This window comes from Amycolatopsis sp. NPDC050768, assembly GCF_040654155.1.
Classification (GTDB): Bacteria; Actinomycetota; Actinomycetes; order Mycobacteriales; family Pseudonocardiaceae; genus Amycolatopsis.
Genome location: NZ_JBFAHL010000016.1, coordinates 194,562 through 218,566 on the forward strand (window position 1 = coordinate 194,562; position 24,005 = coordinate 218,566).

A 24,005-nucleotide genomic window follows, 5' to 3' on the forward strand; every position below is an offset into this window, starting at 1 on the left:
GCTGGTCACTCTCCTGTCTCGAGTCGAAGGCGGTAGCTGATGATCTGGTGGGACACCTGGTCGAGGGGTGTCTGGTGGGAGTAGGCGTGGGCGCGGATGAGCAAAAGCGCGTCGCGCATTGTCACGTTCAACTGCGCGGTGACGACTCCGGTGGCTTGGTGGACCACGGCGTGGATATCGGAGAGCCAGCCGATGTCCATCGGGTCCGGGCTGCGCAGATCGTCGAGGACTGTGTGCGTGGCGATGTCGGCCAGTGCCAGCGCGTCCCGCAGCTCGGTCCGGTTCAGGGAGCCCGCGGTGGTGCGGTACAGGTCGAGCGTCCCGAGCCGGACCGCGCCGATGTGCAGCGGGAACGAGAACACCGCGGCCACGCCGGCAGCTCGGGCTCCGGGGGTGAATCCGGGCCAGCGGGCCTCCGCAGTTGCCAGATCGGCGACCAGGGTGGGGCCGCCGCGTTCGTGCGCCGCCGGCCCGGGGCCTTCGCCGACCGTGCGCTGCAGGTCGTCGAGGACCAGGCTGGTCGCGTCGGTCGCGCACGCCAATGCCTGCGCAGTGCCATCGTCGCCGCCTTGAACAGTCATCGCGGCGCCAGTGACCGCGCACAAGTCGACGCAGAGGCCGGACACCCGCCGCAGCAGGGCCGCCGGGTCGCTATGGTCGGCGCGGAGCAGGGCCAGCAGCTCGACGTATCGTTCGGTACTCATGGCGCGGGCAGGCTGTCAGCGCTCGGCCGTGCTGCCCGGCGATCGGTTTCGGACAGCCCGCCCCACACGCCGTAGACCTCCTGGGTCACCAGCGCGTGCGCGCGGCACTGCGCCAGCACCGGGCAGCTGTGGCAGATCTGCTTGGCCCGGGCCACCCGCTCGGCTTTGACGCGGCCACGTTCGCCGTCGGGGTGGAAGAACAGGGCGCTGTCAAGCCCGCGGCAGGCGCCTCGCAGCTGCCAGTCCCAGCTGTCCACCACGGCGGTGCCACGTCGCCAGCCGTGAGTCACGCGGAGCCACCCACGGCGCTCCTGGCGCGCAGCGGCGCGCTGACCCGGTGCAGGTGCTGCAGGACGTGGCCGTAGGACCGCAGGAGGCCGCACTGGGTGTACTCGATGCTGTGCTGGGCGCAGAATTGCTGGACCAAGCGCTGAGCGGCCCGCAGGTTGGTGCGGGGCATGCTCGGGAACAGGTGGTGTTCCACCTGGTAATTCAGCCCGCCGAGCACGAAGTCGACCATCGCACCGCCCCGGACGTTGCGGCTGCTGAGTACCTGCTTGCGCAGGAAGTCCGGGCTGGCGCCCTCGGTGTAGGTGGGCATGCCCTTGTGCCCGGGCGCGAAGGAACAGCCCATGTACACCCCCCACAGCCCTTGGTGCACGGCGATGAACGCCAACGCCACCGGCGGGGACAGAACGAGGAATATCGCGGCCAGGTACACAGCCGTGTGCAGCACCAACAGCGTTGCCTCCAGCTTGCGGGCCTTGACTTTGCCCCGCCCGACGGTGGCGATGCTGGCCCAGTGCAGGTTGAGTCCTTCGAGCAGCAGCAACGGGAGGAACAGGAACGCCTGGTACTTGGCGGTGAAGCGGACGAACCACTTCCGGTCGCGGGACTGGCCGGAGGTGAACGCCAGCATGGGGATGTCGAGGTCGGGGTCGTCCTCTTCGTGGTTCGGGCTGGTGTGATGACGGTTGTGCTTGTCGATCCACCAGCCGTAGCTGATGCCGACGAGTCCGGCGTGGACGTAGCCGACGGTGTTGTTGGCCTGCCGGGAGCGGAAGATCTGCCGGTGGCCGGCGTCGTGGCCGATGAAGGCAAGCTGGGTGGACATCACCGCGAAAAACCCGGCCGTGACCAGCTGCCACCACGTGTCGCCCAGCACAGCGAAAGCGGCACACCCACCGGCGAAGGCCAGGAGTGTCAGGCTGATCTTGACGGCGTAGTACCCGCGGCGCCGTCCCAGCAGGCCGGCGCGTGCCACGATCCGCTGCAAGTCGGAGAAGCCGGCTTCGGCGGGGGCCACGTGTTTCAAGGAACCGTCGGGGCCACCGACGGCGGGGCCGGGCGAAATCGGTCGGGACGTGGTCATCACAGATCCTCTGTGGACAGTTTCGGACTGGATCAGTCCTGCGTGCGCCGGGGTCCCGGGCGTGGCTGTATTCCAGCCTCTGGATGCGAGTGCTCGTTGCGAGCGTTCAATCGATCATAGGCGCTCTGGGTGCAGACTGCGGGCTCACCGCGTTGCCGGGGCGTCCTGGCGTGAAAAATCGACGGACAGGTAGTAGCCCAGCCCGGTGATCCGCAACGGCCGCAGCACCCGATGAGAACCGGCCACCATCTTGCCGGCCACTACCGATCCTCACCGTGCGGATCAGGATCGCGGTGCGCAGGTCAGGAACGCGACACGGCCGCAACTGGGCGGGTGCCGGTGAAGCCGCCTTCGGATTCCCAGCGGTAGACATCGTTTTCGGCCGGCAGGTGAGTGACGCCGGCTCCTTCGAGGATCTGTTCCGGGCGTGTCGCGTTGTTCTGATCCGAGGCTGCCGACAGCGCGCGTTCAGCGATGGCAGGCGTCGTTTGCGGTGGTATGACGAGCAGGGTGAGCCGCTGCATCAAGCTGCCGGTCACGTGCACAACGTGCGGATCTTGCGAGCGGAACCCTTCCAGGCGCACAACCCGGCCCCGGTGGACCAGCTTGGCTCCGGCGGCCGTCCACGCCTGCGAGGCGAACGCCACGCGCCACACCGGCCCGATCCGGTCGGCGAGCGCAGCGGCGAGTCCTGGCACCTCGGCTGCCAGATCGCCGGAGGGCGGCCACCAGGCGCCGTCGACGAAGCCGGCGACGGAGAGCCGGGGCTTGAGCTGCACCCTGGGGCGGTCAGGCGTGGCGGGACCACGACCGTGCGGACTGTCGACCATGAAAACTCCGATCCCGATCAGGAAGGCCGGTGAGGTAACGGTGGGCGACACGGCTGGACCGGAGTGCGAATTGCTCCCGGTCCCCTCGAGACTCCCGGTCGGGCGGGGTTCATGCCGGGCCGGTGACGCCGCTGGCGGTCAGGATCAGCTGGGCGGAATCGGTGGTGTCCGGGGCGGAGGTCACGCTCAGCGCGCGTTCCGCTGCGACCGGGTCGGCTTCCGGGGGGATCACCAGCAGGGTCAGGTGATGGATGCGTGGTCCGATCACCACGATGGTGTGCTGCTGGAGGCCGGAGAAACTCGCCAGCCGCACCAGATCGGGTCCGTGGGCGAGCCGGTCCGGTGCGAGGTCCCATGCAGCCGGGTTGAAGCCGATGCGGTCCACGCTTCCGAATTCTGCGGTGAGCGAGGCGACGAGGGCGCTGAATTCAGTGACCGGATCCCTTGACCGTGGCCACCAGGCGCCGTCGAAACAGCCTTTTGTGGCTCCCGGTTCCTTCAGCTGCAGCCTATGCCCGATGGCGAAAGAGTTGATCACGGTTGCCGAGGCACCGTTGCCTGGTACGAACTTCATCGTCGCGCTCCTATCCGGCCCGCATCGTGCGGTGGTGATTGCCGTGGTTGCTGCGCGGCGGTGCCGGTGCGCGCCGTTCTCGGCCGACGGAGTCGGACTTCGATTCGCTCAGGCCGATGTGTTCAGCCTACGCCGAATCACAGGCTCTGCTGTCACCGTTCACAAGTGGAGCGGGTGCGCGGAAGGGCACAGTCAGCGGCGGCGCTGCCGCCGCGTGCGCGCTTGTGGCTGGCGCGGATGCGTTGCCGCGCGTTCGCCGGGCCGAGCGGCCGGGGGCCGGAACAAGCTGCCATAACGGGTTTCCTGCGGCTCGACGAGGGCGCCGGACCGACGCTCTTCTGCCACGGGGTGGCTGAAGAGTGGCTTTCCCAAGGGTGAGGTACTGATGGTTTTCCTTTCGAGACAACGTGATCGATGTCCGCCACCGAGTATCGGGAGCGGGCCACGTCGCACCATCGCCGTAACCCTTTTGGGCGCTGTCGGCTGGCACCGCGGACGCGGTCGGAGCCGGAGCGGCTCGACGGCCTTCAGGCCGATGGGTGACGATGGTGTGTCGTGGGCCCGGCTACATGCCGTGCTCCCGTCCTCGGCCGGAACCGACCGGAGGAGGGCCGAGGACGGCGCGGGCTCGATCGCCCACACACGAGATGCTCTCGGACACCACCCACACTACACCGACGAGCGGCCGAACGCGCTGTGGAGTGCTGCCCCTGCGACGAGGGCTCCGTGCGACGGCCGGACACCCGTTGCAGGACAACGGGACCGAACCCGGGGAGTAGCCTGGCAGCACCGGAGGCGAAGCAATGTCCGGCCGTTCGCCGGGCCCACCTCTGGCGCGCGAACGATCCCCGGCCCGGTCACGGGCCGGAGACAGGAGCGCCGGGATGGTGGTCTCGGTTCAGCTGGAAACGACGACCGAAGGTGAGCAGCTTTCCGCGCCCCGCCTGCGGATGAAGCAGGCCGGCGCCGAACGCGGCCACGTCGATGGCGGCTGGTGGCCGCGCGCGACGGATCTGGTGGCGGAGCTGCCGTCATTGGCGAATGCGCTTGAGCAGTGGGTGGGACCGGTCACGCGCGTGTCCTACCACCTGGACACCTGGGGGCTGGTCACCCGGAAGGTACGCGTCGGCGACCGCATGGTGCGGCTCGAGGGCTTCCGCTTCACGGACCCCCACACGATCACCGTGATCGGTTCGGACTCCCGGGGGACGATCCTGCTGGTCGTGCCACCGGGGACCGACAGGGAAGCAGCTCGCGCGGCGCTGCGGTCGGCTGCCGGTGAGGAGTCCACCGCCGCCGCCGCGGAAATCCTCTCCGGCAAAGAGTTTTCCCCGCGACCCTGAGCGACCGCAGGGCCGGTCCGGTGTCTCGGGTGGACGGTTCGGCCCACCAGCGGCCACCGGACTCCGCCCGATCAGCGCCACGCCGAGCGGCTGATGACCGGAGAACCGCTGGCGGCGGTTCGTGGACGCTGACCTCGCGGCACAGCGTGGTCCGGCCGGGTGTGCTGTCGTGACCTTCCGGTACCTGGCCACGTGTAGTGTCAGTGGTGTCCGGAAGCATCCCGCGCGATGGCAGTAGAGCACGCGCCGTCCCCGGCTCGTAGCACGCCTGGCGATGATCAGCGCCCAAGGCGAGTCGCTGGCCGCAGCAGCTGGGCGAGGCATCGGACACGATGATGACGCACGCGCTTGCGTTGCTCTGCAATCTGCAGAGCTCGCGTTGCTCTGCAATCTGCAGAGCTCGTGGAGCTCGGCGTGGACAAGAACACCACCGTGGTGTTCCCCGCCCCGCTGATGAGCACCATCGGTGAGCTGGGCGCTTTCCTCGCCCGCGAGAACGCGGCCGCGAACACCCCGCCGCCGCCGTTCGTCGCGCCGGTCGTGACGTCGAACGGAGCCGAGGCGGCCGACCAGTGAGGAGCACGAATTGATCACCGAACTCGCCCCATTGCCGCCGACGGGCGTGCGGACGGACGTTGGCGGCTGCCCTGTCTGTCCACATGAGACAGACAGCCACGACACGATCGCGAGCCGCTTCTGCGCGGCGACGGCGGCAGGTGGGCTCCACCGTGGCTGCGCCTGCCCTGCAAGAAGCCCGGAAACCGAGGAAGAGGAAGAGATCATGACCAGTGAGGTGGTCTTCGTGTCGCGGTACGACCAGCGGGTCGTACTGGTACGCGATGTGCTGAAAGCAGATACGGGCCTGACCGAAGCGGCGTGCCAAGCGCTTGCGGTGCGGCTACTGCACCTCATCGACGAGGCACCCGAGAAAGTGCGGCGGTAGGAGTTCGCCTTGCCGGTCCGGAAGGCGGCACAGGATGGGGCGGAGGTTTCCACCGAGCTGTTCGTTCCCGTCGGCTACTGGATCGCGGCCCGGGTGTCCACCAGCCCTGGCTCGTGGCAAACATCGTCAGCCACGGGCCGTGAGCCGAATGCCGTGGGGCATGGCGGAGAGCATGGTTGCCGCGGCGGGGACGTGGTGGAGGCGCCGGGGCGCAATCGACCAGGCAAGGGCAAGGAGCAGGACGGCTTGCCAGCCGGCGCACCACCGGACCCGGTGCCTGACCAAATCCCCCGTTCTCCCGAATTCGCATCCATGGGGACCAGTGTCGGTGACCGGGCACCATTTCCCGCATTCAGAACCCGCGACGGGAGAACCCCGCAGGGGACCCGCTAAGCCCGCCGTATCAGCTCGCCATGAAGTCCGCACGAAATCCGCCGACGCCGGGATACCGCCGAGTAGAGGAAAAGGTCGAGCCCGGCATCACTCGACACCATCCGACACGTCGCTCTTAACCAGCGGGTTCGGGGTTCGAGTCCCTGATGGCGCACATTCCTGAATCGAGGGCGGCGGCCGCGGGCGGTGGTGTGGACGGATGCCCGGGTGGCGCATTGGCGGGCCGCCGGTGAACGTCCGCCGGTGGCGGTGTGGACGGCGCAGCAAACGGCCGAGTTCCTCGACCACGCGCGGCCGCATCCGCTTTATGAGTTGTACCTGTCGATCGCCCTGCTCGGTCTGCGTCGTGCTGAGGCGGCGGGGCTTCGGTGGTGTGATCTTGATTTTGGATGTGGGGACCGTGCAGGTGTCGCATCAGGTGCAGGACCGAAGTTTGGTGTGCGCACCCGTGCGGGTCAGCCGTCCGGATTCGTCTTTTCTCGGCCGGGCGGACTACCGTTCAGCCCTGGCTATCTGACGTTGGCAGGGTGTGGCATGCCGGACCCGAAGGCTGAGCCGATGGTGATGTCCAGCGAGGAACAGCGAGTTTTGCTGGGACGTGTTACGTGCCGTCGCCGAGACCGGTGGGGTGATCGGGATGTCCGCGCCGCCGCACACCACCTTGTCGCATAGCCATCTCCTGCACGACATCCATTCGGGCAAGGACCATTTCCGGTACTGCGCAGACCTGGTCGGCATCGAGCACGTCGCGGTCGGGCCCGACACCCGCTACGGCGACCACGTCGGCCTGCACACCGTGTTCGGGCATCTGCTCGGCAAGACGACAGGAGGCGGACCGCCCCGTGAGAAAGTGCCCCATGTGGACGGATTGGAGAACCCGACGGAGAACTTCGGCAACATCTGTGGGGAGCTGGTCCGAGACGGGCTCTCCGACAGCGAGATCGCGCCGTGCTGGGCGGCAACATCCTGCGGGTGCTGAAGGAAGTCCGGGCATGACCGCTGCGCCCGGCCGGATCGCCGGGCGCAGTCCTGCCTGCGTTACCCGCAGACAGCGCCCTGGGAGGCCGAGCCGACGAGCCTGGAGTACTTGGCCAGCACGCCGCGAGTGTAGCGGGCCGGCAGTGGCGTCCAGCCCGCCCGGCGGGCCGCCAGCTCGGCGGCATCCACGCCGAGGTCCAGCATGCCGGTCGCGACGTTGAGGCTGACGGGATCGCCATCGCGGACGAAGGCGATCGGCCCGCCGTCGGCTGCCTCCGGGGCGACATGGCCGACGCACAGGCCCGTCGTGCCGCCGGAGAAACGGCCGTCGGTGAGCAGCAGGACGTCCTTGCCGAGCCCCGCGCCCTTGATCGCCGCGGTGATGGCGAGCATCTCCCGCATCCCCGGCCCGCCCTTGGGGCCCTCGTAGCGGATCACCACGACGTCGCCCGCGATGATCGTGCCGTCCTCCAGCGCGTCCATCGCGGCGCGTTCGCGATCGAACACCCTGGTGGTGCCGGTGAATACGTCCGAGTCGAAACCGGCGGACTTCACGACCGCGCCGTCCGGCGCCAGGGAACCACGCAGGATCGTGATGCCGCCGGTCGGGTGGATCGGCGAGGCCATCGCGCGCAGCACCGTGCCGTCCGGGTCCGGCGGCGCGATCTCGGCCAGGTTCTCGGAGACCGTACGCCCGGTCACGGTCACGCAATCGCCGTGCAGAAGATCCGCTTCCAGCAACGCTTTCATCACCACGGGCACGCCGCCGATGCGGTCGACGTCGGTCATCACATGCCGTCCGAACGGTTTCACGTCGGCCAGGTGCGGCACCCGCGCACCGATCCGCGTGAAGTCGTCCAGGCTGAGCGGTACCTCCGCCTCGTGCGCGATGGCGAGCAGGTGCAGGACCGCGTTGGTGGAGCCGCCGAACGCCATCACCACGGCGATCGCGTTCTCGAACGCCTCCAGGGTCATGATCTGCCGAGCGGTGATCCCCTTGCGCAGCATCTCGACCACCGCCTGACCGGACCGCCGCGCGAACCCGTCACGCCGCCGGTCCGTCGCCGGCGGAGCCGCGCTGCCGGGCAGCGACATACCCAGTGCCTCGGCCGCACTGGCCATCGTGTTCGCCGTGTACATCCCGCCACACGCGCCTTCGCCGGGGCAGATAGCGCGCTCGATCAGTCCGACGTCCGCGCGGCTCATCAGGCCCCTGGCGCAGGCACCGACTGCCTCGAACGCGTCGATGATCGTGACTTCGCGCTCGCCGCCGTCCGACAGCGTGACCCGCCCGGGCAGGATCGAACCGGCGTAGAGGAACACGCTGGCGAGGTCGAGCCGGGCGGCCGCCATCAGCATTCCCGGCAGCGACTTGTCACAGCCGGCCAGCAGCACTGAGCCGTCCAGCCGCTCGGCCTGCATCACGGTCTCCACACTGTCCGCGATCACCTCACGCGACACCAGAGAGAAGTGCATGCCCTCGTGGCCCATCGAGATACCGTCGGACACCGAGATCGTGCCGAACTCCAGCGGGTAGCCACCCGCGGCGTGCACGCCGTCCTTGCTCGCCTTCGCCAGCCGGTCCAGTGACAGGTTGCACGGCGTGATCTCGTTCCACGAAGAAGCGACACCGATCTGGGGCTTCACCCAGTCGTCGTCACCCATACCCACGGCCCGCAGCATCCCGCGCGCGGCGGTGCGCTCCAGGCCGTCCGTGACGTCGCGACTGCGCGGCTTGATGTCCGGAGTCTCGTCCATGAACGGAGCCTACCGCTCCACCACGCCACGAGGAGCACCAAAAGAGCTGTCACGGATGGCGAAGCTGGGTGCCAGGTTCGGGACCGTGTAGCTCAACGTCAGGCCGGCCCACATGTCCGCGACGGCTGGCACCACGGGCAGGCCCAGTGCCCGGTAGGGACGAGTGGTCAGCCGGACGGCCGCTCCGGCGGGGGCGGCGAGGCCGAGCAACAGCAAAGCCCCGACCGCCTGCGCGGCTTCAGCGGTGCAAGCGCCGACGAGGGCGAGAAAACCGAACCCGATCAGCCGCACCGGCAGGCCGCGGGCAGCGGCGACGTCCGGGTCCAGGGTCGCGAACAGCAGCGGCCGCGCGAGCAGCTGCATCAGCAGGCACAGCACGGCACCGATGACCGCGGCAAGAACGGCGTTACCGGAACTGATGCCGAAGATCGATCCGAACAGGACGTTCACCCCGGCGGGCGCCGTTGCCGGTGCTGCGGTTGGTGGTGTCCACGGTGAGGAAGAAGACGCCGAGTCCCAGGATCCAGGCGAAGATGTTGCCGATCACGACGTCGTCCGGGTGTCCCCTGCGAGTCCCTGATGGCGCACCCTCACCCCCCAGGTTCGGATCACTTCCGACCTGGGGATTTGTGTTATGTGGACGCATTTCTTCCGATTACTCACCGTCCACAATGGTCGGTGGCGTGCCCGATTCGTGCGCGAGCTGTCGCGTTGCCGACCGTGGGATGATCTTGGCGGTGGCCTCGGCAGCAGCGAGGGCGACTTCAGGCAGCACGGTCGTGTAGGTATCCATGGTCACCGTGATCGACGAATGCCGAAGCATGTTCTGCACAACCTTCATCGGAAAACGTGAATACTAGTGGCCTACAACGTAGCACCTACACTTATCCACCCCTTTAATGTGACTCCAAATGTCCGGCTCCCATGCCCCTGATCCCGCCTCGTGCGAACATCCTTACGTTCAGTCCCGGATCACACTCAGTTTGCGTCCCGGGCATGTCCGAGGGTTTCCCATGTCCGAGTTCCCGTTCCGCATCGACCCCGTCGGTTGCTCATGCCAGCACTGCCAAGGAGGATGGCGCAGCAGCCCTTTCAATCCCGTCGGCGGCCCCATGCAGTTCCAGTAACTGCTGCACGAAGGGGTCCGCGACGCCACCCGATGACGACACTGGTGGATCGCACGACCGGACAGCCGGCCTCCGCACTGAGGTGCGGGACGTCGGCGGCGGCGCGGGCGCCACCGATGCCGTGTTCTGCGAACTCCGCCAGTTTCCAGGAGCTGCCGGCGTTTGGTCCGAGGTGCCGCGACAGTCACCGGGATTTCGTTCACCCCGTCCGCGGATCGACACCAGGACGGGGTGTCCCGGCGCCCGCGGGCGGGTGGGCCACGGTGAGGGCTCCGGCGATGCTCGTCGCGAGCACGCGGTGGTCGATGTCCTCGATGCGGGCGCAGGCGGTGAGGGCCATCGCGCGGTCGAGCTCCGAGGTCAGTATCTGCAGCACCCGCTCCACGCCCGCTTGCCCGCCGGCCGCGAGCCCGTACAAGTAGGGCCGGCCGATCAGCACCGCGCGGGCGCCGGTGGCCAGGGCGGCGAGCACGTCGGTGCCCCGTCGCACGCCGCCGTCCAGGAACACCTCGGCGTGGCCCGCGACTTCGGCGACGACGCCTGCGAGGGCTTCGATGGTGGCGGGCGCACGGTCGAGCTGGCGGCCGCCGTGGTTGGACACCACGATGCCGTCGGCGCCGTGGTCGAGCAGCACGCGGCAGTCGGCCGGGCGAAGCACGCCCTTGACCACGAGCGGGCCGGACCACCACGCGCGCAGGTCGGCGAGGTCCCGCGCGGTCACCGGGTAGAGGCTGCGCAGCATGTCTCGCTGCATCGCGTGCGGCGCGACCCGGCCGTGGCGCGAGCCGCGCCGCCGCAGGTGACCGCGCGCGATGTCCACCGCCCAGCTCGGGCGCGTGGCGCAGTGCAGCGCCATCCGGGGCCCGAATCGCATCGGCACGGTGAATCCGTTGCGGCGGTCCCGTTCGCGGTTGCCGAACACCGCACTGTCCACAGTGACCACCAGAGCCCGGTACCCGGCCGCCGCGACGCGGTCCAGCAGCGCGCGCACCGCGGCGCGGTCCGGCCAGAGGTAGAGCTGGTACCACCGCGGGCCAGGGGCCGCGGCGGCGACCTGCTCAAGGGTGAAGCTGCCCACCATGCCCTGGACGTAGACGGTGTCGCGGGCAGCGGCCGCACGGGCGACGGCCATCTCGGCGTCGCCGTGCAGCACCCGTGCCGCGCCGGTCGGTGCGAGCAGGATCGGCGACGCCAGCCGGTCGCCGAAGATCCGCACCGCGGTATCGAGTTCGCCGGGCATGGCCAGGGCCGAGGGCAGCAGCCGCGTGGCACGGAACGCTTCGACGTTGCGCCGCAGCGTCACCTCGTCTTCGGCGCCGCCCTCGACCAGGTCGAACACCGGGCGAGGGACCCGGCGGCGTGCGCGCTCGCGCAGTTCGGCGATGTTGCCGGCGCGGTTCACCCCTCGCCTCGCGCGTACCGCGCCAGCAGGTCGGCCGCCGCCTCGATCGCCCGCGCCTTCCCCTGCCGCGTCGCGCCCGCGATGTGCGGCGAAAGGAAGCACCCCGGGGCCGTCCACAGTGGATGATCCGGCGGCAGTGGCTCGGGGTCGGTGACGTCCAGCACCGCCAGCAGCCGCCCGGCGAGGACCTCGGCGGTCAGCGCCGCCGTGTCGACCACCGTGCCGCGCGCGGCGTTCACCAGCACGGCCCCGTCCGGCATCCGGGCCAGCAATCCCGCCCCCACCAGGCCCGCGGTGCCGGCGGTCGCCGGCACGAGCAGGACCACCGCGTCGGCCTCGGCCACGAGGTCGTCGAGCTCGGTCACCGGGTGCACCCCGGCGCGACCGGTGCGCGCGACCACGGTGACCGATGCCCCGAGGCCGGCGAGCTTGTCGCGGGCGCAGCGGCCGATCGACCCGGCACCGACGAGCACCACCCGGGCCCCGGCCAGCTCCGCGCTCACCGTACGGCGCCATCGCCGCTGACACTGCTCGCGCACGGCGAGCAGCAGCCCGCTGGCCAGCCCGAGCAACGTCGCGGCGACCCACTCGGCCACCGCGTTGTCGCGCGCACCGGCGGGCCGGCTCAACCGCACCCGGTCCGGCAGGTACGGCTCGAGCCACTCGGCACCGGCGATCAGCGTCTGCACGACCCGCAGCGCGGGCAGCTCGCCGAGCACGGGGAGCAGGTCGGTGCGCTGGTGCTCCAGCACGAGGAACTCGACGTCCCACAACGCCCGCACCGCTGCCGGTCCCCCGGACGAGGGGAGCGGGACGACGCAGACCCGCCCCGGCGCGGCGGCGCGCAGCGCGGGCAGTGCCTCGTCCGGTCCGGAAACCACGACCTGACTCGTCATCAGCCCAGCTCGGCCAGCCGCTTGTCGAACTTGTGCAGCTCCTCGACGCCGTCGTCCCCGATGATCACGTTGTCGCACACCCAGTGGCAGAAGCCGTCGAGCACGTAGCGCGGGTGGCAGGCGAGGTTCATACCCGCGGCCAGCACCATCGGCTCTTCGGCCCGGATCAGCGGGCGCTCGACGAGATCGGTGCCCTGGCCGTGGCAGTGCAGCCGCAGCTCCTCCGGCCGCCCGTTGTCGCACAGGAACTCGTTGTACTCCGCCCAGATGTCGGCGGGCGCTGCGCCTGGACGCAGCAGGCCGTAGCAGAACCGCTGCGCCCGCAGGCAGAACTCGTACTCCTCGGCGATCCGGTCCGGGACCCGGCCGACGACGCCGGAGCGGCCGATCTCGGTGTACATCCCGCCAGGGCCGTTCACCTCCACCATGAGGTGGAACGCATCGCCCTCGCGGATCACCCGGTGCTGGCTGTGCGGGTGCGCGATCCGGCCGGGCTCGCCGAGTGGTGTCGAGACGCACCAGTAGATGCCTTGCTCACTGCCCAGCGACTGCGCCGTGTGCTGCGCGATGGCGGCCACGTCGCTGTCGCGCATCCCCGGTGCCACCGCCTCGAACGCCGCCGCGATCGCCGCGTCCTGCAGCTTCGCGGTGGCGCGCACCAGGTCCAGCTCCTCTTCGGACTTGAGCGCACGGACGGTGTCGACGATGTCGGCGGCTTCGGTGAACGTCGCCGCGTGCAGCTCACGCTGCAGGTACTCGCCGAAGGCCATCGGGATCGTGCCGGTGCCGACCCATCCGATCCGGCGGGTGGCGAACGGCCGCAGCGCGTCGAGCGCGAGCTCCGCAGCGTCGTAGCGGGTGTAGGACACCGAGCTCATGTACGGGCTCGCCAGCGCCCGGCCGACGCCGCGCAGCACCGGGTCGTGGACGGGATCGACCACCAGATCCTCGCCGCGCGCGCCGTGCCGGATGATCGTCATCGGCTCCTCGCGGGGGAACACGACGGTGACCGGGTAGCCGTTGGTCGCCGGGATGTCGGTGAGGTAGCGGATGTAGCCGCCGACGTAGTCGTTGTTCGTCTGCGCCACCAGCACGTCGATCCCGCAGGCGGCCATACCCTCGCGGATCGCGCGCCACCGCCGCTGCAGCTCGGCGGTGCTCACCGGGTGGTTCAGCCGTTCGGACAGCTCGGTTCCGGTCATCGGGCAGCTCCCGTCTTCGCGCCGCTGATCAGGGTGAGCACCTCGGTGCGCAGCTCGGTGAACCGCGGCAGGGCCTTGGTCGTCACCTGGCTGCGCGGCCGGGGCAGGTCGACGTCGAGCGTCCGCAGCACCGTGGTCGGGCGTCCGGACATCACGATCACCCGGTCACCGAGGTACACGGCTTCGTCGATGTCGTGGGTGACCAGCACGATCGTCAGCCCGGCGTCGTGGCGCACCCGCAGCACCAGGTCCTCCAGGTCCGCGCGCGTCTGGGCGTCCACCGACGCGAACGGCTCGTCCATGATGAGGAACTCGGGCCGGTAGGCGATGGCCCGCGCGATCGCGACCCGCTGCTGCATCCCGCCGGAGAGCTGCCACGGGTAGCTGTCGTCGAACCCATCGAGGCCCACCTCCTCCAGCGCCTTGCGCACCGCGGCCCGGCGCGCCGCTCGGTCGCGGATCTTGTTCTTCAACGGGATCGCGACGTTGCGGGCGACCTTCGACCAGGGCATCAGCGATCGGCTGTAGTCCTGGAAGACGCACGCGACCTCCGGCGGCGGGCTCTCGATCACCTTGCCCGTCTCGGTGAGCACGACCTTGCCCCCGGACGAGGGCAGCAGGCCGGACAGGCAGCGCAGCAAGGTGGTCTTACCGGCACCGGACGGGCCGACGATCGTGACGAACTCGCCGGCGTTCACGGTGAACGAGATGTCGCGCAGCACCTCCAGCTCGCTGCCGGCGGAGCGGTAGGACTTCCTCAGGTGTTCCACGGTCAGCATGTCAGCTCTCCCGATCCTTGGTGTACCAGCGCAGCAGCCGGCGTTCGACCAGCACGAAGGCGCCGTTGAAGAGCACGCCGAGGATCCCCAGCAGGAGCATGCCCGCCCACATCTGGGACACCTCGAAGCTCTGCTGCGCCTGCAACGTGACGAACCCGATCCCGTTGGTCGCCGCCACGAGCTCGGTCACCACCATCATCACGAACGCCACGGTCAGGGCGATGCGCATCCCGGCGAGGATGTTCGGCGCGGCGGCGGGCAGCTGCACGTGCAGCACCCGCTGCGCCCGGGTCAGCCGGTAGGACCGCGCGGCATCCTCGAGCTCCCGATCGACTGCCCGCACCCCGTCGATGGTGTTGAGCAGCACGGGAAAGACCGTGACGAACGCGGTGAGCACGATCTTCGGCAGGTCACCGATCCCGAGCAGCACGATGCTCACCGGCACCAGTGCGGTGGCGGGCAAGGCCCGGCAGAACTGCAGCGCCGGGTCGAACGCCCGGTGCAGCAGTGGCAACCGTCCGAAGAGGACACCGAGCGCTATGCCGATCACCACGGCGACGCAGTAGCCCAGCAGCATTCGGCCGACGCTCGGCAGCACGTCGGAGGCGAACCGGCTGAACAGCCACAACTGCTGGAACGACACCAGGATCGAGCGCAGCGAAGGCCAGAACGGCGAGGTGTTGCCGAGCGAGGCGAACCACCAGGTCAGCAGTGCCGCGACCGGGACGATGAGCGAGACGAGCCACGCCGTGAACCGGTGTCCGGCCCGGCGCGGGCGCACCATCGAAGTCATCTGGCCTCCTCACGGTAGGAGATGTGCCAGCCCAGCACACGACGCTCGATCGCGAGCAGTCCGACGTTGGCCAGGACACCGAGCACACCGACGACGAACACCAGCGCGTACATGCTCGGGTAGACCGCGTTGGAGGCGTAGACGGCGATATCGGCACCGATCCCCCGCACTGACGCGATGATCTCGACCGCCACCACCACGACCAGCACGTGCGACGCAGCGAGCCGCACCCCGGTGGCCACGAACGGCGCCACGGCGGGCAGCACCACGTGCCCGAGCCGTTGGTGGGCTCGCAGCCCGAACACGCGGGCGCTGTCGCGCAGCACGTCGTTGATGCCGCTGACCCCGTAGAAGGTCTGGAAGAGCATCGGCCACAGCGCGCCGACCATGCCGAGCAAAGTGGACACCCGGGGGGTGGCACCGAGCAACAGCAGCATCAGCGGCAGGAACACCACTGCCGGCACGAAACGCAGGAAGTCGAGCGGGTAGTGCACGAGCCGGTACAGCAGCGGCACGGTGCCGAGCGCGACGCCGAGGACCAGGCCGGCGACCACACCGCCGGCCAGGCCGACGGCGACCTGCTCCAGGGTCGCCATCAGGGCGTGGACGAACCCCGCGGTGGGAGCCAATTCGACGAGCGCCGCCCCGATCGCGCTGATCGACGGCACCTCCGGCGGCAGCCAGCCGGCGCGGGCGATCAGTTCCCACAGCACGAGGATGCCGAGGGTGGTCAGCCACGGGAGGCCGCGCAGCAGCCACGGCCGGGAAGCCCGGCGGGCGGGGGCGGCCGCCGGCGTCGGTGCGTCGAATCCGGCGGGCGCGGGGGCCAGGCCGGTGGGGGTCGGCTGGGTGCTCACGGCACTACGTACGTTCCGTACGCGGGCGCGACCGAGACCACCCCGTACTTGACTGTGAACGCCGCTTCCTTCTCGATCACCTGGCGGCTGACGTCCGCGGTGTAGAGCGGTAACGGAGCCTGTGCGACGAGAGCGGGATCGGCCTTCGTCTGCTTCACGATGGCCTTGCGGGTCTCGTCGGGATGTGCGTTGGCGTACTCACTGGACTCTCGCACCGCCTTGCGCCACCTTTCCACGATGCCGGGATGCTGGTCGATGAAGGACTTGGCCATGAAGAACACCGTGTTGTCGGCGTCCGGATCGGCGAACGCGACGGCCGGCGAGTCACCGATGTCCCGAAAGCCCTTCTTCCGCAACGCCGTCGCGTACGGCTGGGCGGTGCTGATCGCGTCGACCTTGCCCTGCTCGAGGGCGGTGATCTGGTCGGGGAACGTGAGCTGTACCAAGTGGACGGACGACGCGTCGCCGCCGTCCTTCTCGATCGCCTCGCGGATCCAGAACTCCCAGCAGCACTTCAGGGAGTTCACGGCGACCGTCTTGCCCGCAAGGTCCTTGAAGGACCGGATCGAGCTGCCGCCCGCCACCATGGTCTGGTACTGCGCCCCGGCCGCGGCGGGACGGTCGGCGACCGCGCCCGACACGATCTGCACCGGGATGTGCGAGGCCGCCGCGATCACGACCGGCGAGATGCCGCCGAGCGCCACCTGCTGCTGGCCGTTGATGACCTGGGTGATCGCTCCGGCGCCGGTGGCCGCGCGGCCGATGGTGAGGTCGATCCCGTTCTGCGCGAAGAACCCGTGCTGCTCTCCCACCAGGATCGCGGTGGACGACTGCGACGCCGCGACCCCCGCCGTGATCGGGATCAGGCCGCCGGTCGACCCGCCACCGAGCGTGTTGGTCGCGCTCAGCGCCCCGCACGCCGACAGCAGGAACATGGCCCCGGTGAGCACCAGGCACGCGAGTTTGCGTCGATACTTCACGGTTGGCTCCGTTTCGCCGGTGAAACGAATCAAAGTCCTTGCGGGGCCGCGGAAATCGCCCGTCCGGGAGAAGAATTGTGCCCGTATCGTACGCCGTGCTCGCGCGCACGAACACAGTTTTTCGTTGTTATTACTGGGAAATACGCGCCGTGTCCGCTTCGGACACCCGCGGTAGCAGTGCGAGTGCGTTGTCCCGGTTGACGGCGGCGCGCTGCGTTTCGGACAGCGGATACGCGTCCAGCTGCGCGGTGAAGTACTGGGAATTGTCGCCGCGGGCATAGGGCCAGTCGCTGCCGTAGAGCACGCGGTCCGGCGCGGCGAACGCGAGCAGGCTCGGCAGGGTGTCCGCGTTGGCGGACAACGCCGTGTCGAAGTAGAACGTGCGCAGGTCGCGCAGGAAGTTCTCGCGCGTGACGACGTGCCCCGCCGCGCCTTCGGTGAGACTGGCCATGCGGTGTGCCGCGTACGGTACGAACCCGCCGGCGTGCGAGAGGATCATCCGCATCCGGGTCGACCGGGCCACCACGCCGTGGCGCACCAGGTTGAGGGCCGCGCGGGTGGTGTCGAGCAAGAAGTCGGCGGCGAAGGGCGGCACGCCCGGCACCGCGGGTCCGGGCGGCGCGGTCGGATGGACGAACACCACCGCCGCCCGCCGGTCCAATTCGGCCATCAGCGGGTCGAACGCCGGGTCGCCGAGGTACACGCCGTCCACATTGGCCAGCAGGATCACGCCGTCGGCGTGCAGCTCGTCGAAGGCGTAGGCCACCTCGGCGAGCGAACCGTCCACATCGGGCAGTGGTACCGAGGCGAAGAACCCGAAGCGACCGGGGTGGTCGCGGACCAGCCCGGCGGAGAACTCGTTGACCTGCCGTGCCAGTTTCCGCGTGTCGGCGGCGCTGCCGCCCAGGTGCACGCCGGGACGCCCGACGGAGACGACGGCCGTCGCAATGGCGAGCTCGTCGAGCAGCTCGAGCGCGGCGGCCGGGCTCCACGCCGGCGTGGCCTGCCCGCCGAAGTAGCCGCTCGTGCGCAGCGCGTCCGCCCAGACAGGGGGGACGATGTGGTGGTGGGTGTCGATCCGGCCGGTGGTCATGTCAGCACTTTCCCTTCCGTGCTTTTCCCTTCCCCGGCCGGGGCGCCGAGCCTGCCTCGGGCCCGGGTGAACCCGCGGGGGTTGTTCCAACCGAGGACGCCGGTCACGCGGCCGCCCGCCGCGTGGGCGGCCACGAACTTGCCATCGGCCACCGAGCCGTCGACGACCGTCAGCTCACCATCGGCGAAGGTGCCGGCGGCCTGGATCCGGATGTCGCCGGCGTCGGTCCAGAAGAAATGCGACGGCGCGAACGGCTCGTCGTGCCCGAGCAGGTTCAGCGCGGCGCGCCGGCCTTGCTCGGTGGCGTTCATCCGGTGTTCGAACCGGCGGTGGGTACCGGTCGCCGGATCGGGGTTGGCCGCGACGTCGCCGGCCACGTAGACGCCGTCGGCGGCTCGGCAGAACGCGTCGCAGCGCACGCCACCGCGCAGGTCCAGCCCGGAGCCGGCAAGCCACTCCGTGGCCGGTTCGGCGCCGACGGCCGCGACCACGATGTCGGCCGCGAGCGTCGTGCCATCGTCCAGCCGCACCAATCCGGCGTCCGCGGTCGTGACCCCGACGCCCATCCGGAACTCCACGCCGCGTTCTTCACCCGCCGCCCGCACAAGCTCGCCCAATGCCGGCCCGAATTGCCGGATCATGGGACTGGGCAACGGATCGACGACGGTGACGGTCGAGCCGAGCGACCGCGCGGCCGCCGCGATCTCGACGCCGAGGAACCCCGCGCCGACCACGACGGTGCGCCGCGCCGAGCGCAGCCGTTCCCGCAGCACCACCGCGTCCTCGACCGTGCGCAGGTAACACACGCCCTCGGCGCCGGGCAGCCGCCGCGGCCGCACGCCGGTGGCGATCACGAGCGCGTCGAACGCGACTGCCGTCCCATCGTCGAGCCGGACGCGGCGGCCGGGCAGGTCCAGCCCGGTTGCCTGCCGGCCGAACCGGGTGTCCAGCCCGAGCTCGGTGTAGCTGCCGGGCGGGCGCAGTGCGAGCCGGTCCGGCTCCCAGGAACCGAGCAGCACCTGCTTCGACAACGGCGGCCGGTCGTACGGGGCGTGGGGCTCCGCGCCGATCAGGGTCAGCCGGCCGTCGAAACCGTGCTCCCGCACCGTCTCCACCGCAGTGAGCCCCGCCGCGCCCGCACCCACGACCACCACCGCTCTCATGTCCGCGCTCACCCGCCCGACGTGGTCAGGCGGATCGCCCGCGCGGGACAGATCCGTTCGGCGCTGCGGACGGCGTCCTCTTCGGACGAAGGCACGTCGTTCACGCGGAGCACGACGATCCCGTCGTCCTCACGCTGGTCGAACACCGCGTCGGACAACAGCACGCACTGCCCCGACGCGATGCACTTGTCGGCTTCCACTTCGACCTTCATGCATTGGCTCCGTTACCACTCGACGGGCATCGCGAAGAGCCCGTAGAACACGTTCTTCGTCTTGAACGGCAGTTCGCTCACCGGCGCCGCGAGCCGCAGATCCGGCAGGCGCCGCAGCAGCGTGGGGTACACCACTTGCAGCTCGACGCGCGCCAGCGGCTGCCCGAGGCACTGGTGGACCCCGTAGCCGAAGGTGAGGTGGTGCCGCGCGGACCGGGACAGGTCCAGCTCGTCGGGGTTGTCGCCGAACGCCTCCGGGTCGCGGTTGGCCGAGTCGTTGGCCGCCACCACGCCCTCGCCCTTGCGGATCAGCGTGCCCGCGACCTCGACGTCCTCGAGCGCGACGCGCCGCCGGCCGTAGTGCGTGATCGTCAGGTAGCGCAGCAACTCCTCGACCGCGTTCGCCACCACTGCCGGCGAAGTGTCGGCCTTCAACGCGGCGAGCTGGGCGGGGTTCTGAAGCAGCGCCAACGTCCCGAGCGCGATCATGTTGGCGGTCGTCTCGTGCCCGGCGCGCAGCAGCAGGTTGAGCATGTTGATCAACTCGTCGCGGCTCAGGCCGCCCGCGCGCTCGATTTCGAGCAGGTGGCTGATCACGTCCGGTGCGGGCTCGGCGGCCTTGCGCTCGACCAGGCCACCGAGGTACTCGCGGATCGTGGCGAACGCCTCCAACGCCTCGTCCGCACCGGTCTCACCGGAGATGAGCAACCCACTCTGCCGCTGGAAGAACTCGTGATCTTCGTACGGAACACCGAGCAGTTCGGAGATCACCGACGAGGTGACCGGCAGTGCGAATCCGGTGACCAGGTCGGCGGGCTGTGGGCCGGCCGTGAACTCGTCGAGCAGCTCGTCGACGTGCCGCTGGATGCGCGGGCGCAGCGCCTCGACCCGCTTGATCATGAAGTCCCGGGTGAGCATCCGGCGGTGCCTGGCGTGCTCGGGGTCGTCCATGTTCAAGAACGTGGGGTGCTTCTGGCGAGTCACGGAAACGCCCGCGCTGTGGCTGGGGAAGCCCGGGTTGGTCATGTCCGCGCTGAACCGCGGGTCGGCCAGCACCTCGCGGACGTCGTCGAAGCGGGTGACCAGCCAGGCGATCTTGCCGTCCCACAACCGCACGCGGGAGATCGGCTCGTCCGCGCGCAGGTCGCGGAACTCGGCGGGCGGGTCGAACGGACAGCCTGGCGGACGGGACATCGGGTAGTCGGGGATCGGCTGCCCGGAAATCTCTGTGGTAGTGATGGTGCACCTCCGACTTGGCTTGAGCGGCCGGGAAAGCGGGATCAGTTCGCCGTGCGAGCGCGGACGGGGGTGAGCTCGGCCGGCGGCACCGGGCCCGCCCCCGCACCCAGGGTCGGGCAGGTGACGGCACTGGCCGCGCTGACGCCGACGGTCAGCTCGCCGACCCGCGTCACGGCCGCGGTCACCGAATCGCCGTCGTTGATGGCCCCGACGCCGGCCGGCGTGCCGGTGCTGATGACGTCACCAGGATGGAGTGTCATCACCGACGAGACGTACTCGATGAGCGCGGGCACGTCCCAGATGAGGTCGCGGACGTCGGCGTCCTGGCGCAGGGTGCCGTTCACCGAGCAGGTCAGCCGGAGTGTCTCGAGTGGACCGACCTCGTCCGGCGTCACCAGCCAGGGCCCCATCGGCGTGAAGGTGTCGAACGACTTGCGGGTGGAGCGGTCCTCCCCGCCGCGCATGGTGATGTCGAGCAGGCACGTGTAGCCGAACACATGCGACAGTGCGTCGGCCGCGGGCACCCCGCGGGCCGTGCGGCCGATCACCACGGCCAGCTCACCCTCCTGGTCGAACCGGCGGTCGGTGTAGGGCAGGCGGACCACGTCGCCGGCACCGATCAGCGACGAGGGCGCCTTGAGGAACACGCCGAGCGAGCCGACGTGCACGCTCTGGCTCATCTCGGCCTGGTGGTCCACGTAGTTCACCGGCGCGGCCACGATCTTGGTCGGATCCGGCACCGGCGGCAGCACGCGGACCTCGTCGAGCGGGACGCCGGGACCGTCGGCGAGCGGGACCTCCCCCGCGGGAGACCCGGACGCCGCGATGAGGCGCCGCATCGGGCTGAGCCCGGCCGGCCCGGCGGCGCGTTCCGGTGAGACCTCGCGCACCACGCCGTCGGCGACGACGCCGACCCGGTCGAGGCCGTCGCGGCCGCGGTAACTGAGCAACTTCATTGTCGGCTCCTCGGTGTCGTGCCGATCAGGACGAAAGGACGGCGGATTCCGCCGCGTACAACCAGTCCAGCTCGCTGTAGTCGTCCGGCCGCCGGGAGCGCATGTACCGGTCGCGCAGCGCGAGTGTGACCGGGTCGCCGGTGTGCCAGACCTGGCCCCACAGCCGCGCCCGCGTCTGGCACAGGCCGGCGCGGGGGACTCGGACGGTGTCGTAGGACTTCACGGCTTTCCCGATGTCGGTGCCGCTCCCGCGGACCGCTTCGCCGAGCGCCAGCGCGTCCTCGAGCGCCTGGCACGCCCCCTGGCCGAGGTACTGCAGCATCGGATGCGCCGCGTCGCCGAGGAGCACCGCCCGGCCGTGCACCCACGTGGGCAGCGGGTCCCGGTCGTAGATCGGCCAGCAGCGGCCGGTCTCGATGCGCGAGACGTGCCGCTGCACCTCCTCGCACGCTTCGCCGAACCGGCCGAACAGCTCCTCGACCGGGCCTACCTGCTCATCGCCGCGGCCGAAGCTGTCACTGCGGAACACCGCGACCTGGTTGTACAGCTCGCCGCGGCGCACCGGGTACTGGATGAGGTGCAGCCCGGGCCCTACCCACAGCACCACGTCGTCGTTGCTGACCTCGGTCCTCACCTCGCTCATGGGCAGCGCGCCGCGGTAGGCGACGAATCCGCTCGGCACCGGCTGGTCGACGGAGACCAGCTTGCGCACCACGGAGTGCAGCCCATCGGCGCCGACGAGCAGCTCGGCGCGGTACGTGGCGCCGTCCTCGCAGCGCACGCCGGCGCTGTCCTCGTCGGCCCACGCCTCGGCGACGACCCGGTTGTTCTCCAGCCGCACCAACGGTTCCGCCCGGCAGGCTTCGACCAGAATGGACAGCAGATCACTGCGGTGCACCACCACGTAGGGGTAGCCGTAGCGCTCCCGGAAGGCACCGCCGAGATCGAGTGTGGTGAGCGGGTCGGCGGTGATCGCGTGCCGCATCACGCCGTGCCGCGGCAACACCGCGACGTCGAGCAGCTCGGTGAGCAGGCCGAGCCGGTCGAGCATCCGGATCGCGTTCGGGCCGAACTGCAGGCCGGCGCCGATCTCGGTGAACTCGGCCGCGCGTTCGAGCAGGTGGACCTCGCGCCCGGCGCGGGCCACGGACAGCGCCGCGGCAAGCCCGCCGATACCGCCACCGACGATCAACGTGGGCAGTGGTGTCGTCACCATGCGCTCAGCACTCCCGTTCGCGGTAGAGGCCCAGCGCTTCCAGCACGGGTGCGTCACTGACGCTGAACACGTCCAGGTGCTCCTCGGCGGCAAGGCCGTAGGGAGCCCACGACGGCACAGCGAAGACGTCACCCGGTGCGAGCGCGAAGCGCTGGTCACCGATCAGCACCTCGCCGGTGCCGGCCAGCACGGCCCCCACCCGGGACCCTGCCTGGCGGGTTGTGCGGCTGCGGCTGCCGGCGCGCACGCGGCGCATCTCGCAGCGCATGGTGGGCATGACGTCGGCGCCGGTCTGCGGATTGGTGTAGCGGATCTGCGCCTCGCTCGCGCCGGTGGCGGCCAGCTGCGCCGCGAGCGCCCGGTCGGTGTCGGCGCGCCGGTACACCAGCAGCGGCGAGTGCGCCGCCTCGTGCCGGGCCTTGCCGAGCCCGCCGGGCAGGAGGCCGGGACCAGCGCCCCAGAGCCGTTCGGCGGCCGAAGCCGGCTCACTGCTCAAGCCACCCTGCGCGTCGGCGCCCTCCTCGAAGAACACCGCGTCGAGCGCGGCGACGACCGGCAAGTCGAGCACGTCCAGCCACATCATCGGCTCGGCGCCGGGGTTGTGGTGCTCGTGGAAGGTCATGCTCGGGGTGAGCACGAGGTCGCCGGTCGCCATGCGCAACGGGTCGCCGTCGACAAGCGTCCAGGCACCCTCGCCGGCGAGGACGAACCGCAGCGCCGCCGGGGTGTGCCGGTGCGCGGGCGCGCGCTCCCCCGCACCCAGGTACTGCATCCCGGCCCACATGGTGGAGGTCGCGTACGGCGCACCGCCGAGACCGGGATTCGCGCAGGCCAGCACCCGGCGATCGCCGCCCCGGTCGATGCCGACCAGTTCGCCACTGCGAGCCGCGAGCCCGCTGAGCGCTTCGGCCCGCCACCGGTACGGGACGGTCCGGGGCACCGGCTCCGGCGTCAGCAGGCCGGAGAGCTTCCACAACGGCTGGAGATCGGCTGCCGCTACGTCGCCGTACAGCTCGTCCAGCCGGCTGTCCTGATCCGTGAAGCGAGATGTCGCCATGGGGGTTTCCCTCCGCATGCCACGAGACAAGCTGAATTAGTACGTGTACGTACTATGCAACGGGACGCTAGACGCTGATTTCCTGACAGTCAAGGGCTTCGCGGCGCAACCACGGCGTCGATCAAGCCAAGATAGTAC

At 70.1% G+C, this 24,005-nt stretch carries 26 protein-coding genes; 4 read left to right on the forward strand and 22 right to left on the reverse strand.

Features of this window, described 5'->3' with window-relative positions; translation table 11 throughout:
- Window positions 1–5: 5 nt before the first annotated feature.
- The 5 genes from AB0H62_RS37300 to AB0H62_RS37320 form a co-directional block, all read right to left on the reverse strand.
- Window positions 6–704: an ANTAR domain-containing protein gene (locus AB0H62_RS37300; protein ID WP_360591348.1), complete on the reverse strand. Its 699-nt coding sequence runs from the start codon at window positions 702–704 to the stop codon at window positions 6–8.
- Window positions 701–994, reverse strand: coding sequence for a WhiB family transcriptional regulator (locus AB0H62_RS37305; RefSeq protein WP_220243196.1), 294 nt, complete (start codon window positions 992–994; stop codon window positions 701–703). Before AB0H62_RS37305 ends, AB0H62_RS37300 begins: the two co-directional genes overlap by 4 nt.
- Window positions 991–2,076 carry an acyl-CoA desaturase gene (locus AB0H62_RS37310; RefSeq protein WP_360591350.1) on the reverse strand — a complete coding sequence of 362 codons (1,086 nt, stop codon included), beginning with the start codon at window positions 2,074–2,076 and terminating at the stop codon, window positions 991–993. The genes AB0H62_RS37305 and AB0H62_RS37310 overlap by 4 nt, the downstream gene beginning before the upstream one ends.
- 302 nt (window positions 2,077–2,378) lie before the next feature.
- Window positions 2,379–2,855 carry a DUF5994 family protein gene (locus tag AB0H62_RS37315; RefSeq protein ID WP_360591352.1) on the reverse strand — a complete coding sequence of 159 codons (477 nt, stop codon included), beginning with the start codon at window positions 2,853–2,855 and terminating at the stop codon, window positions 2,379–2,381.
- Window positions 2,856–3,015: 160 nt separating this feature from the next.
- Entirely contained in the window at window positions 3,016–3,480 is a 465-nt protein-coding gene (locus AB0H62_RS37320) for a DUF5994 family protein (protein WP_220243199.1), read from the reverse strand.
- Between the two features lie 884 nt (window positions 3,481–4,364).
- Here AB0H62_RS37320 and AB0H62_RS37325 point away from each other — a divergent pair.
- From AB0H62_RS37325 to AB0H62_RS37340, 4 genes are all read left to right on the forward strand, one after another.
- Window positions 4,365–4,823 (forward strand): DUF5994 family protein, encoded by a 459-nt coding sequence (locus AB0H62_RS37325; protein ID WP_360591354.1) that lies wholly within the window; start codon window positions 4,365–4,367, stop codon window positions 4,821–4,823.
- 414 nt (window positions 4,824–5,237) lie between these two features.
- A complete protein-coding gene (locus tag AB0H62_RS37330; RefSeq protein WP_360591356.1) occupies window positions 5,238–5,399 on the forward strand; it encodes a hypothetical protein in 162 nt (53 codons plus the stop codon).
- A 10-nt stretch (window positions 5,400–5,409) separates the two neighbouring features.
- Window positions 5,410–5,766, forward strand: a complete 357-nt coding sequence (locus AB0H62_RS37335; RefSeq protein WP_360591358.1) for an RGCVC family protein — start codon at window positions 5,410–5,412, stop codon at window positions 5,764–5,766.
- Window positions 5,767–6,757: 991 nt separating this feature from the next.
- On the forward strand, window positions 6,758–7,138 hold the full coding sequence (locus AB0H62_RS37340) for a membrane dipeptidase (protein ID WP_255638332.1): 381 nt from the start codon (window positions 6,758–6,760) through the stop codon (window positions 7,136–7,138).
- 59 nt (window positions 7,139–7,197) lie between these two features.
- Here the strand turns inward: AB0H62_RS37340 and ilvD are convergent, their stop codons facing one another.
- From ilvD to AB0H62_RS37425, 17 genes are all read right to left on the reverse strand, one after another.
- Entirely contained in the window at window positions 7,198–8,895 is a 1,698-nt protein-coding gene (ilvD, locus tag AB0H62_RS37345; RefSeq protein ID WP_360591360.1) for a dihydroxy-acid dehydratase, read from the reverse strand.
- A gap of 9 nt (window positions 8,896–8,904) precedes the next feature.
- Window positions 8,905–9,345 (reverse strand): iron chelate uptake ABC transporter family permease subunit, encoded by a 441-nt coding sequence (locus AB0H62_RS37350; RefSeq protein ID WP_360591361.1) that lies wholly within the window; start codon window positions 9,343–9,345, stop codon window positions 8,905–8,907.
- A gap of 205 nt (window positions 9,346–9,550) precedes the next feature.
- The gene (locus AB0H62_RS37355) at window positions 9,551–9,736 is read right to left on the reverse strand and encodes a hypothetical protein (RefSeq protein ID WP_220243206.1); all 186 of its coding nucleotides are present in this window, start codon (window positions 9,734–9,736) and stop codon (window positions 9,551–9,553) included.
- A 485-nt stretch (window positions 9,737–10,221) separates the two neighbouring features.
- A complete protein-coding gene (locus AB0H62_RS37360; RefSeq protein ID WP_360591363.1) occupies window positions 10,222–11,424 on the reverse strand; it encodes an alpha-hydroxy acid oxidase in 1,203 nt (400 codons plus the stop codon).
- Complete coding sequence (locus AB0H62_RS37365; RefSeq protein WP_360591365.1) at window positions 11,421–12,320, reverse strand: NAD(P)-dependent oxidoreductase; 900 nt, start codon at window positions 12,318–12,320, stop codon at window positions 11,421–11,423. The genes AB0H62_RS37360 and AB0H62_RS37365 overlap by 4 nt, the downstream gene beginning before the upstream one ends.
- Window positions 12,320–13,522, reverse strand: coding sequence for a M24 family metallopeptidase (locus AB0H62_RS37370; RefSeq protein ID WP_360591367.1), 1,203 nt, complete (start codon window positions 13,520–13,522; stop codon window positions 12,320–12,322). Before AB0H62_RS37370 ends, AB0H62_RS37365 begins: the two co-directional genes overlap by 1 nt.
- Window positions 13,519–14,301: an ABC transporter ATP-binding protein gene (locus AB0H62_RS37375; protein WP_220243210.1), complete on the reverse strand. Its 783-nt coding sequence runs from the start codon at window positions 14,299–14,301 to the stop codon at window positions 13,519–13,521. Before AB0H62_RS37375 ends, AB0H62_RS37370 begins: the two co-directional genes overlap by 4 nt.
- Before the next feature lies 1 nt (window position 14,302).
- Window positions 14,303–15,094, reverse strand: coding sequence for an ABC transporter permease (locus tag AB0H62_RS37380; protein WP_255638334.1), 792 nt, complete (start codon window positions 15,092–15,094; stop codon window positions 14,303–14,305).
- Window positions 15,091–15,951, reverse strand: a complete 861-nt coding sequence (locus AB0H62_RS37385; protein WP_220243211.1) for an ABC transporter permease subunit — start codon at window positions 15,949–15,951, stop codon at window positions 15,091–15,093. The genes AB0H62_RS37380 and AB0H62_RS37385 overlap by 4 nt, the downstream gene beginning before the upstream one ends.
- Window positions 15,948–16,931 (reverse strand): ABC transporter substrate-binding protein, encoded by a 984-nt coding sequence (locus AB0H62_RS37390; protein WP_360591370.1) that lies wholly within the window; start codon window positions 16,929–16,931, stop codon window positions 15,948–15,950. The genes AB0H62_RS37385 and AB0H62_RS37390 overlap by 4 nt, the downstream gene beginning before the upstream one ends.
- 130 nt (window positions 16,932–17,061) lie before the next feature.
- Complete coding sequence (locus AB0H62_RS37395; RefSeq protein WP_220243213.1) at window positions 17,062–18,024, reverse strand: amidohydrolase family protein; 963 nt, start codon at window positions 18,022–18,024, stop codon at window positions 17,062–17,064.
- A complete protein-coding gene (locus tag AB0H62_RS37400) occupies window positions 18,021–19,187 on the reverse strand; it encodes an FAD-dependent oxidoreductase (RefSeq protein WP_360591372.1) in 1,167 nt (388 codons plus the stop codon). The genes AB0H62_RS37395 and AB0H62_RS37400 overlap by 4 nt, the downstream gene beginning before the upstream one ends.
- A gap of 8 nt (window positions 19,188–19,195) precedes the next feature.
- Window positions 19,196–19,399, reverse strand: coding sequence for a ferredoxin (locus AB0H62_RS37405; protein ID WP_220243215.1), 204 nt, complete (start codon window positions 19,397–19,399; stop codon window positions 19,196–19,198).
- A gap of 12 nt (window positions 19,400–19,411) precedes the next feature.
- Complete coding sequence (locus tag AB0H62_RS37410; protein WP_360591374.1) at window positions 19,412–20,593, reverse strand: cytochrome P450; 1,182 nt, start codon at window positions 20,591–20,593, stop codon at window positions 19,412–19,414.
- Window positions 20,594–20,679: 86 nt separating this feature from the next.
- Window positions 20,680–21,594 carry a fumarylacetoacetate hydrolase family protein gene (locus AB0H62_RS37415; protein ID WP_360591376.1) on the reverse strand — a complete coding sequence of 305 codons (915 nt, stop codon included), beginning with the start codon at window positions 21,592–21,594 and terminating at the stop codon, window positions 20,680–20,682.
- Window positions 21,595–21,619: 25 nt separating this feature from the next.
- Window positions 21,620–22,810 (reverse strand): FAD-dependent monooxygenase, encoded by a 1,191-nt coding sequence (locus tag AB0H62_RS37420; protein ID WP_360591378.1) that lies wholly within the window; start codon window positions 22,808–22,810, stop codon window positions 21,620–21,622.
- Window positions 22,811–22,814: 4 nt separating this feature from the next.
- Window positions 22,815–23,867, reverse strand: coding sequence for a cupin domain-containing protein (locus tag AB0H62_RS37425; protein ID WP_360591380.1), 1,053 nt, complete (start codon window positions 23,865–23,867; stop codon window positions 22,815–22,817).
- Between the last annotated feature and the right edge of the window lie 138 nt (window positions 23,868–24,005).

Coding starts and splice junctions, on each gene's coding strand:
- AB0H62_RS37325 (WP_360591354.1), top strand. CDS start 4,365: ATGGTGGTCTCGGTTCAGCTGGAAACGACGACCGAAGGTGAGCAGCTT.
- AB0H62_RS37365 (WP_360591365.1), bottom strand. CDS start 12,320: ATGACGAGTCAGGTCGTGGTTTCCGGACCGGACGAGGCACTGCCCGCG.
- AB0H62_RS37395 (WP_220243213.1), bottom strand. CDS start 18,024: ATGACCACCGGCCGGATCGACACCCACCACCACATCGTCCCCCCTGTC.
- AB0H62_RS37400 (WP_360591372.1), bottom strand. CDS start 19,187: ATGAGAGCGGTGGTGGTCGTGGGTGCGGGCGCGGCGGGGCTCACTGCG.
- AB0H62_RS37420 (WP_360591378.1), bottom strand. CDS start 22,810: ATGGTGACGACACCACTGCCCACGTTGATCGTCGGTGGCGGTATCGGC.
- AB0H62_RS37425 (WP_360591380.1), bottom strand. CDS start 23,867: ATGGCGACATCTCGCTTCACGGATCAGGACAGCCGGCTGGACGAGCTG.
- AB0H62_RS37415 (WP_360591376.1), bottom strand. CDS start 21,594: ATGAAGTTGCTCAGTTACCGCGGCCGCGACGGCCTCGACCGGGTCGGC.
- AB0H62_RS37380 (WP_255638334.1), bottom strand. CDS start 15,094: ATGACTTCGATGGTGCGCCCGCGCCGGGCCGGACACCGGTTCACGGCG.
- AB0H62_RS37370 (WP_360591367.1), bottom strand. CDS start 13,522: ATGACCGGAACCGAGCTGTCCGAACGGCTGAACCACCCGGTGAGCACC.
- AB0H62_RS37320 (WP_220243199.1), bottom strand. CDS start 3,480: ATGAAGTTCGTACCAGGCAACGGTGCCTCGGCAACCGTGATCAACTCT.
- AB0H62_RS37410 (WP_360591374.1), bottom strand. CDS start 20,593: ATGTCCCGTCCGCCAGGCTGTCCGTTCGACCCGCCCGCCGAGTTCCGC.
- AB0H62_RS37355 (WP_220243206.1), bottom strand. CDS start 9,736: ATGAAGGTTGTGCAGAACATGCTTCGGCATTCGTCGATCACGGTGACC.
- ilvD (WP_360591360.1), bottom strand. CDS start 8,895: ATGGACGAGACTCCGGACATCAAGCCGCGCAGTCGCGACGTCACGGAC.
- AB0H62_RS37375 (WP_220243210.1), bottom strand. CDS start 14,301: ATGCTGACCGTGGAACACCTGAGGAAGTCCTACCGCTCCGCCGGCAGC.
- AB0H62_RS37300 (WP_360591348.1), bottom strand. CDS start 704: ATGAGTACCGAACGATACGTCGAGCTGCTGGCCCTGCTCCGCGCCGAC.
- AB0H62_RS37310 (WP_360591350.1), bottom strand. CDS start 2,076: ATGACCACGTCCCGACCGATTTCGCCCGGCCCCGCCGTCGGTGGCCCC.
- AB0H62_RS37405 (WP_220243215.1), bottom strand. CDS start 19,399: ATGAAGGTCGAAGTGGAAGCCGACAAGTGCATCGCGTCGGGGCAGTGC.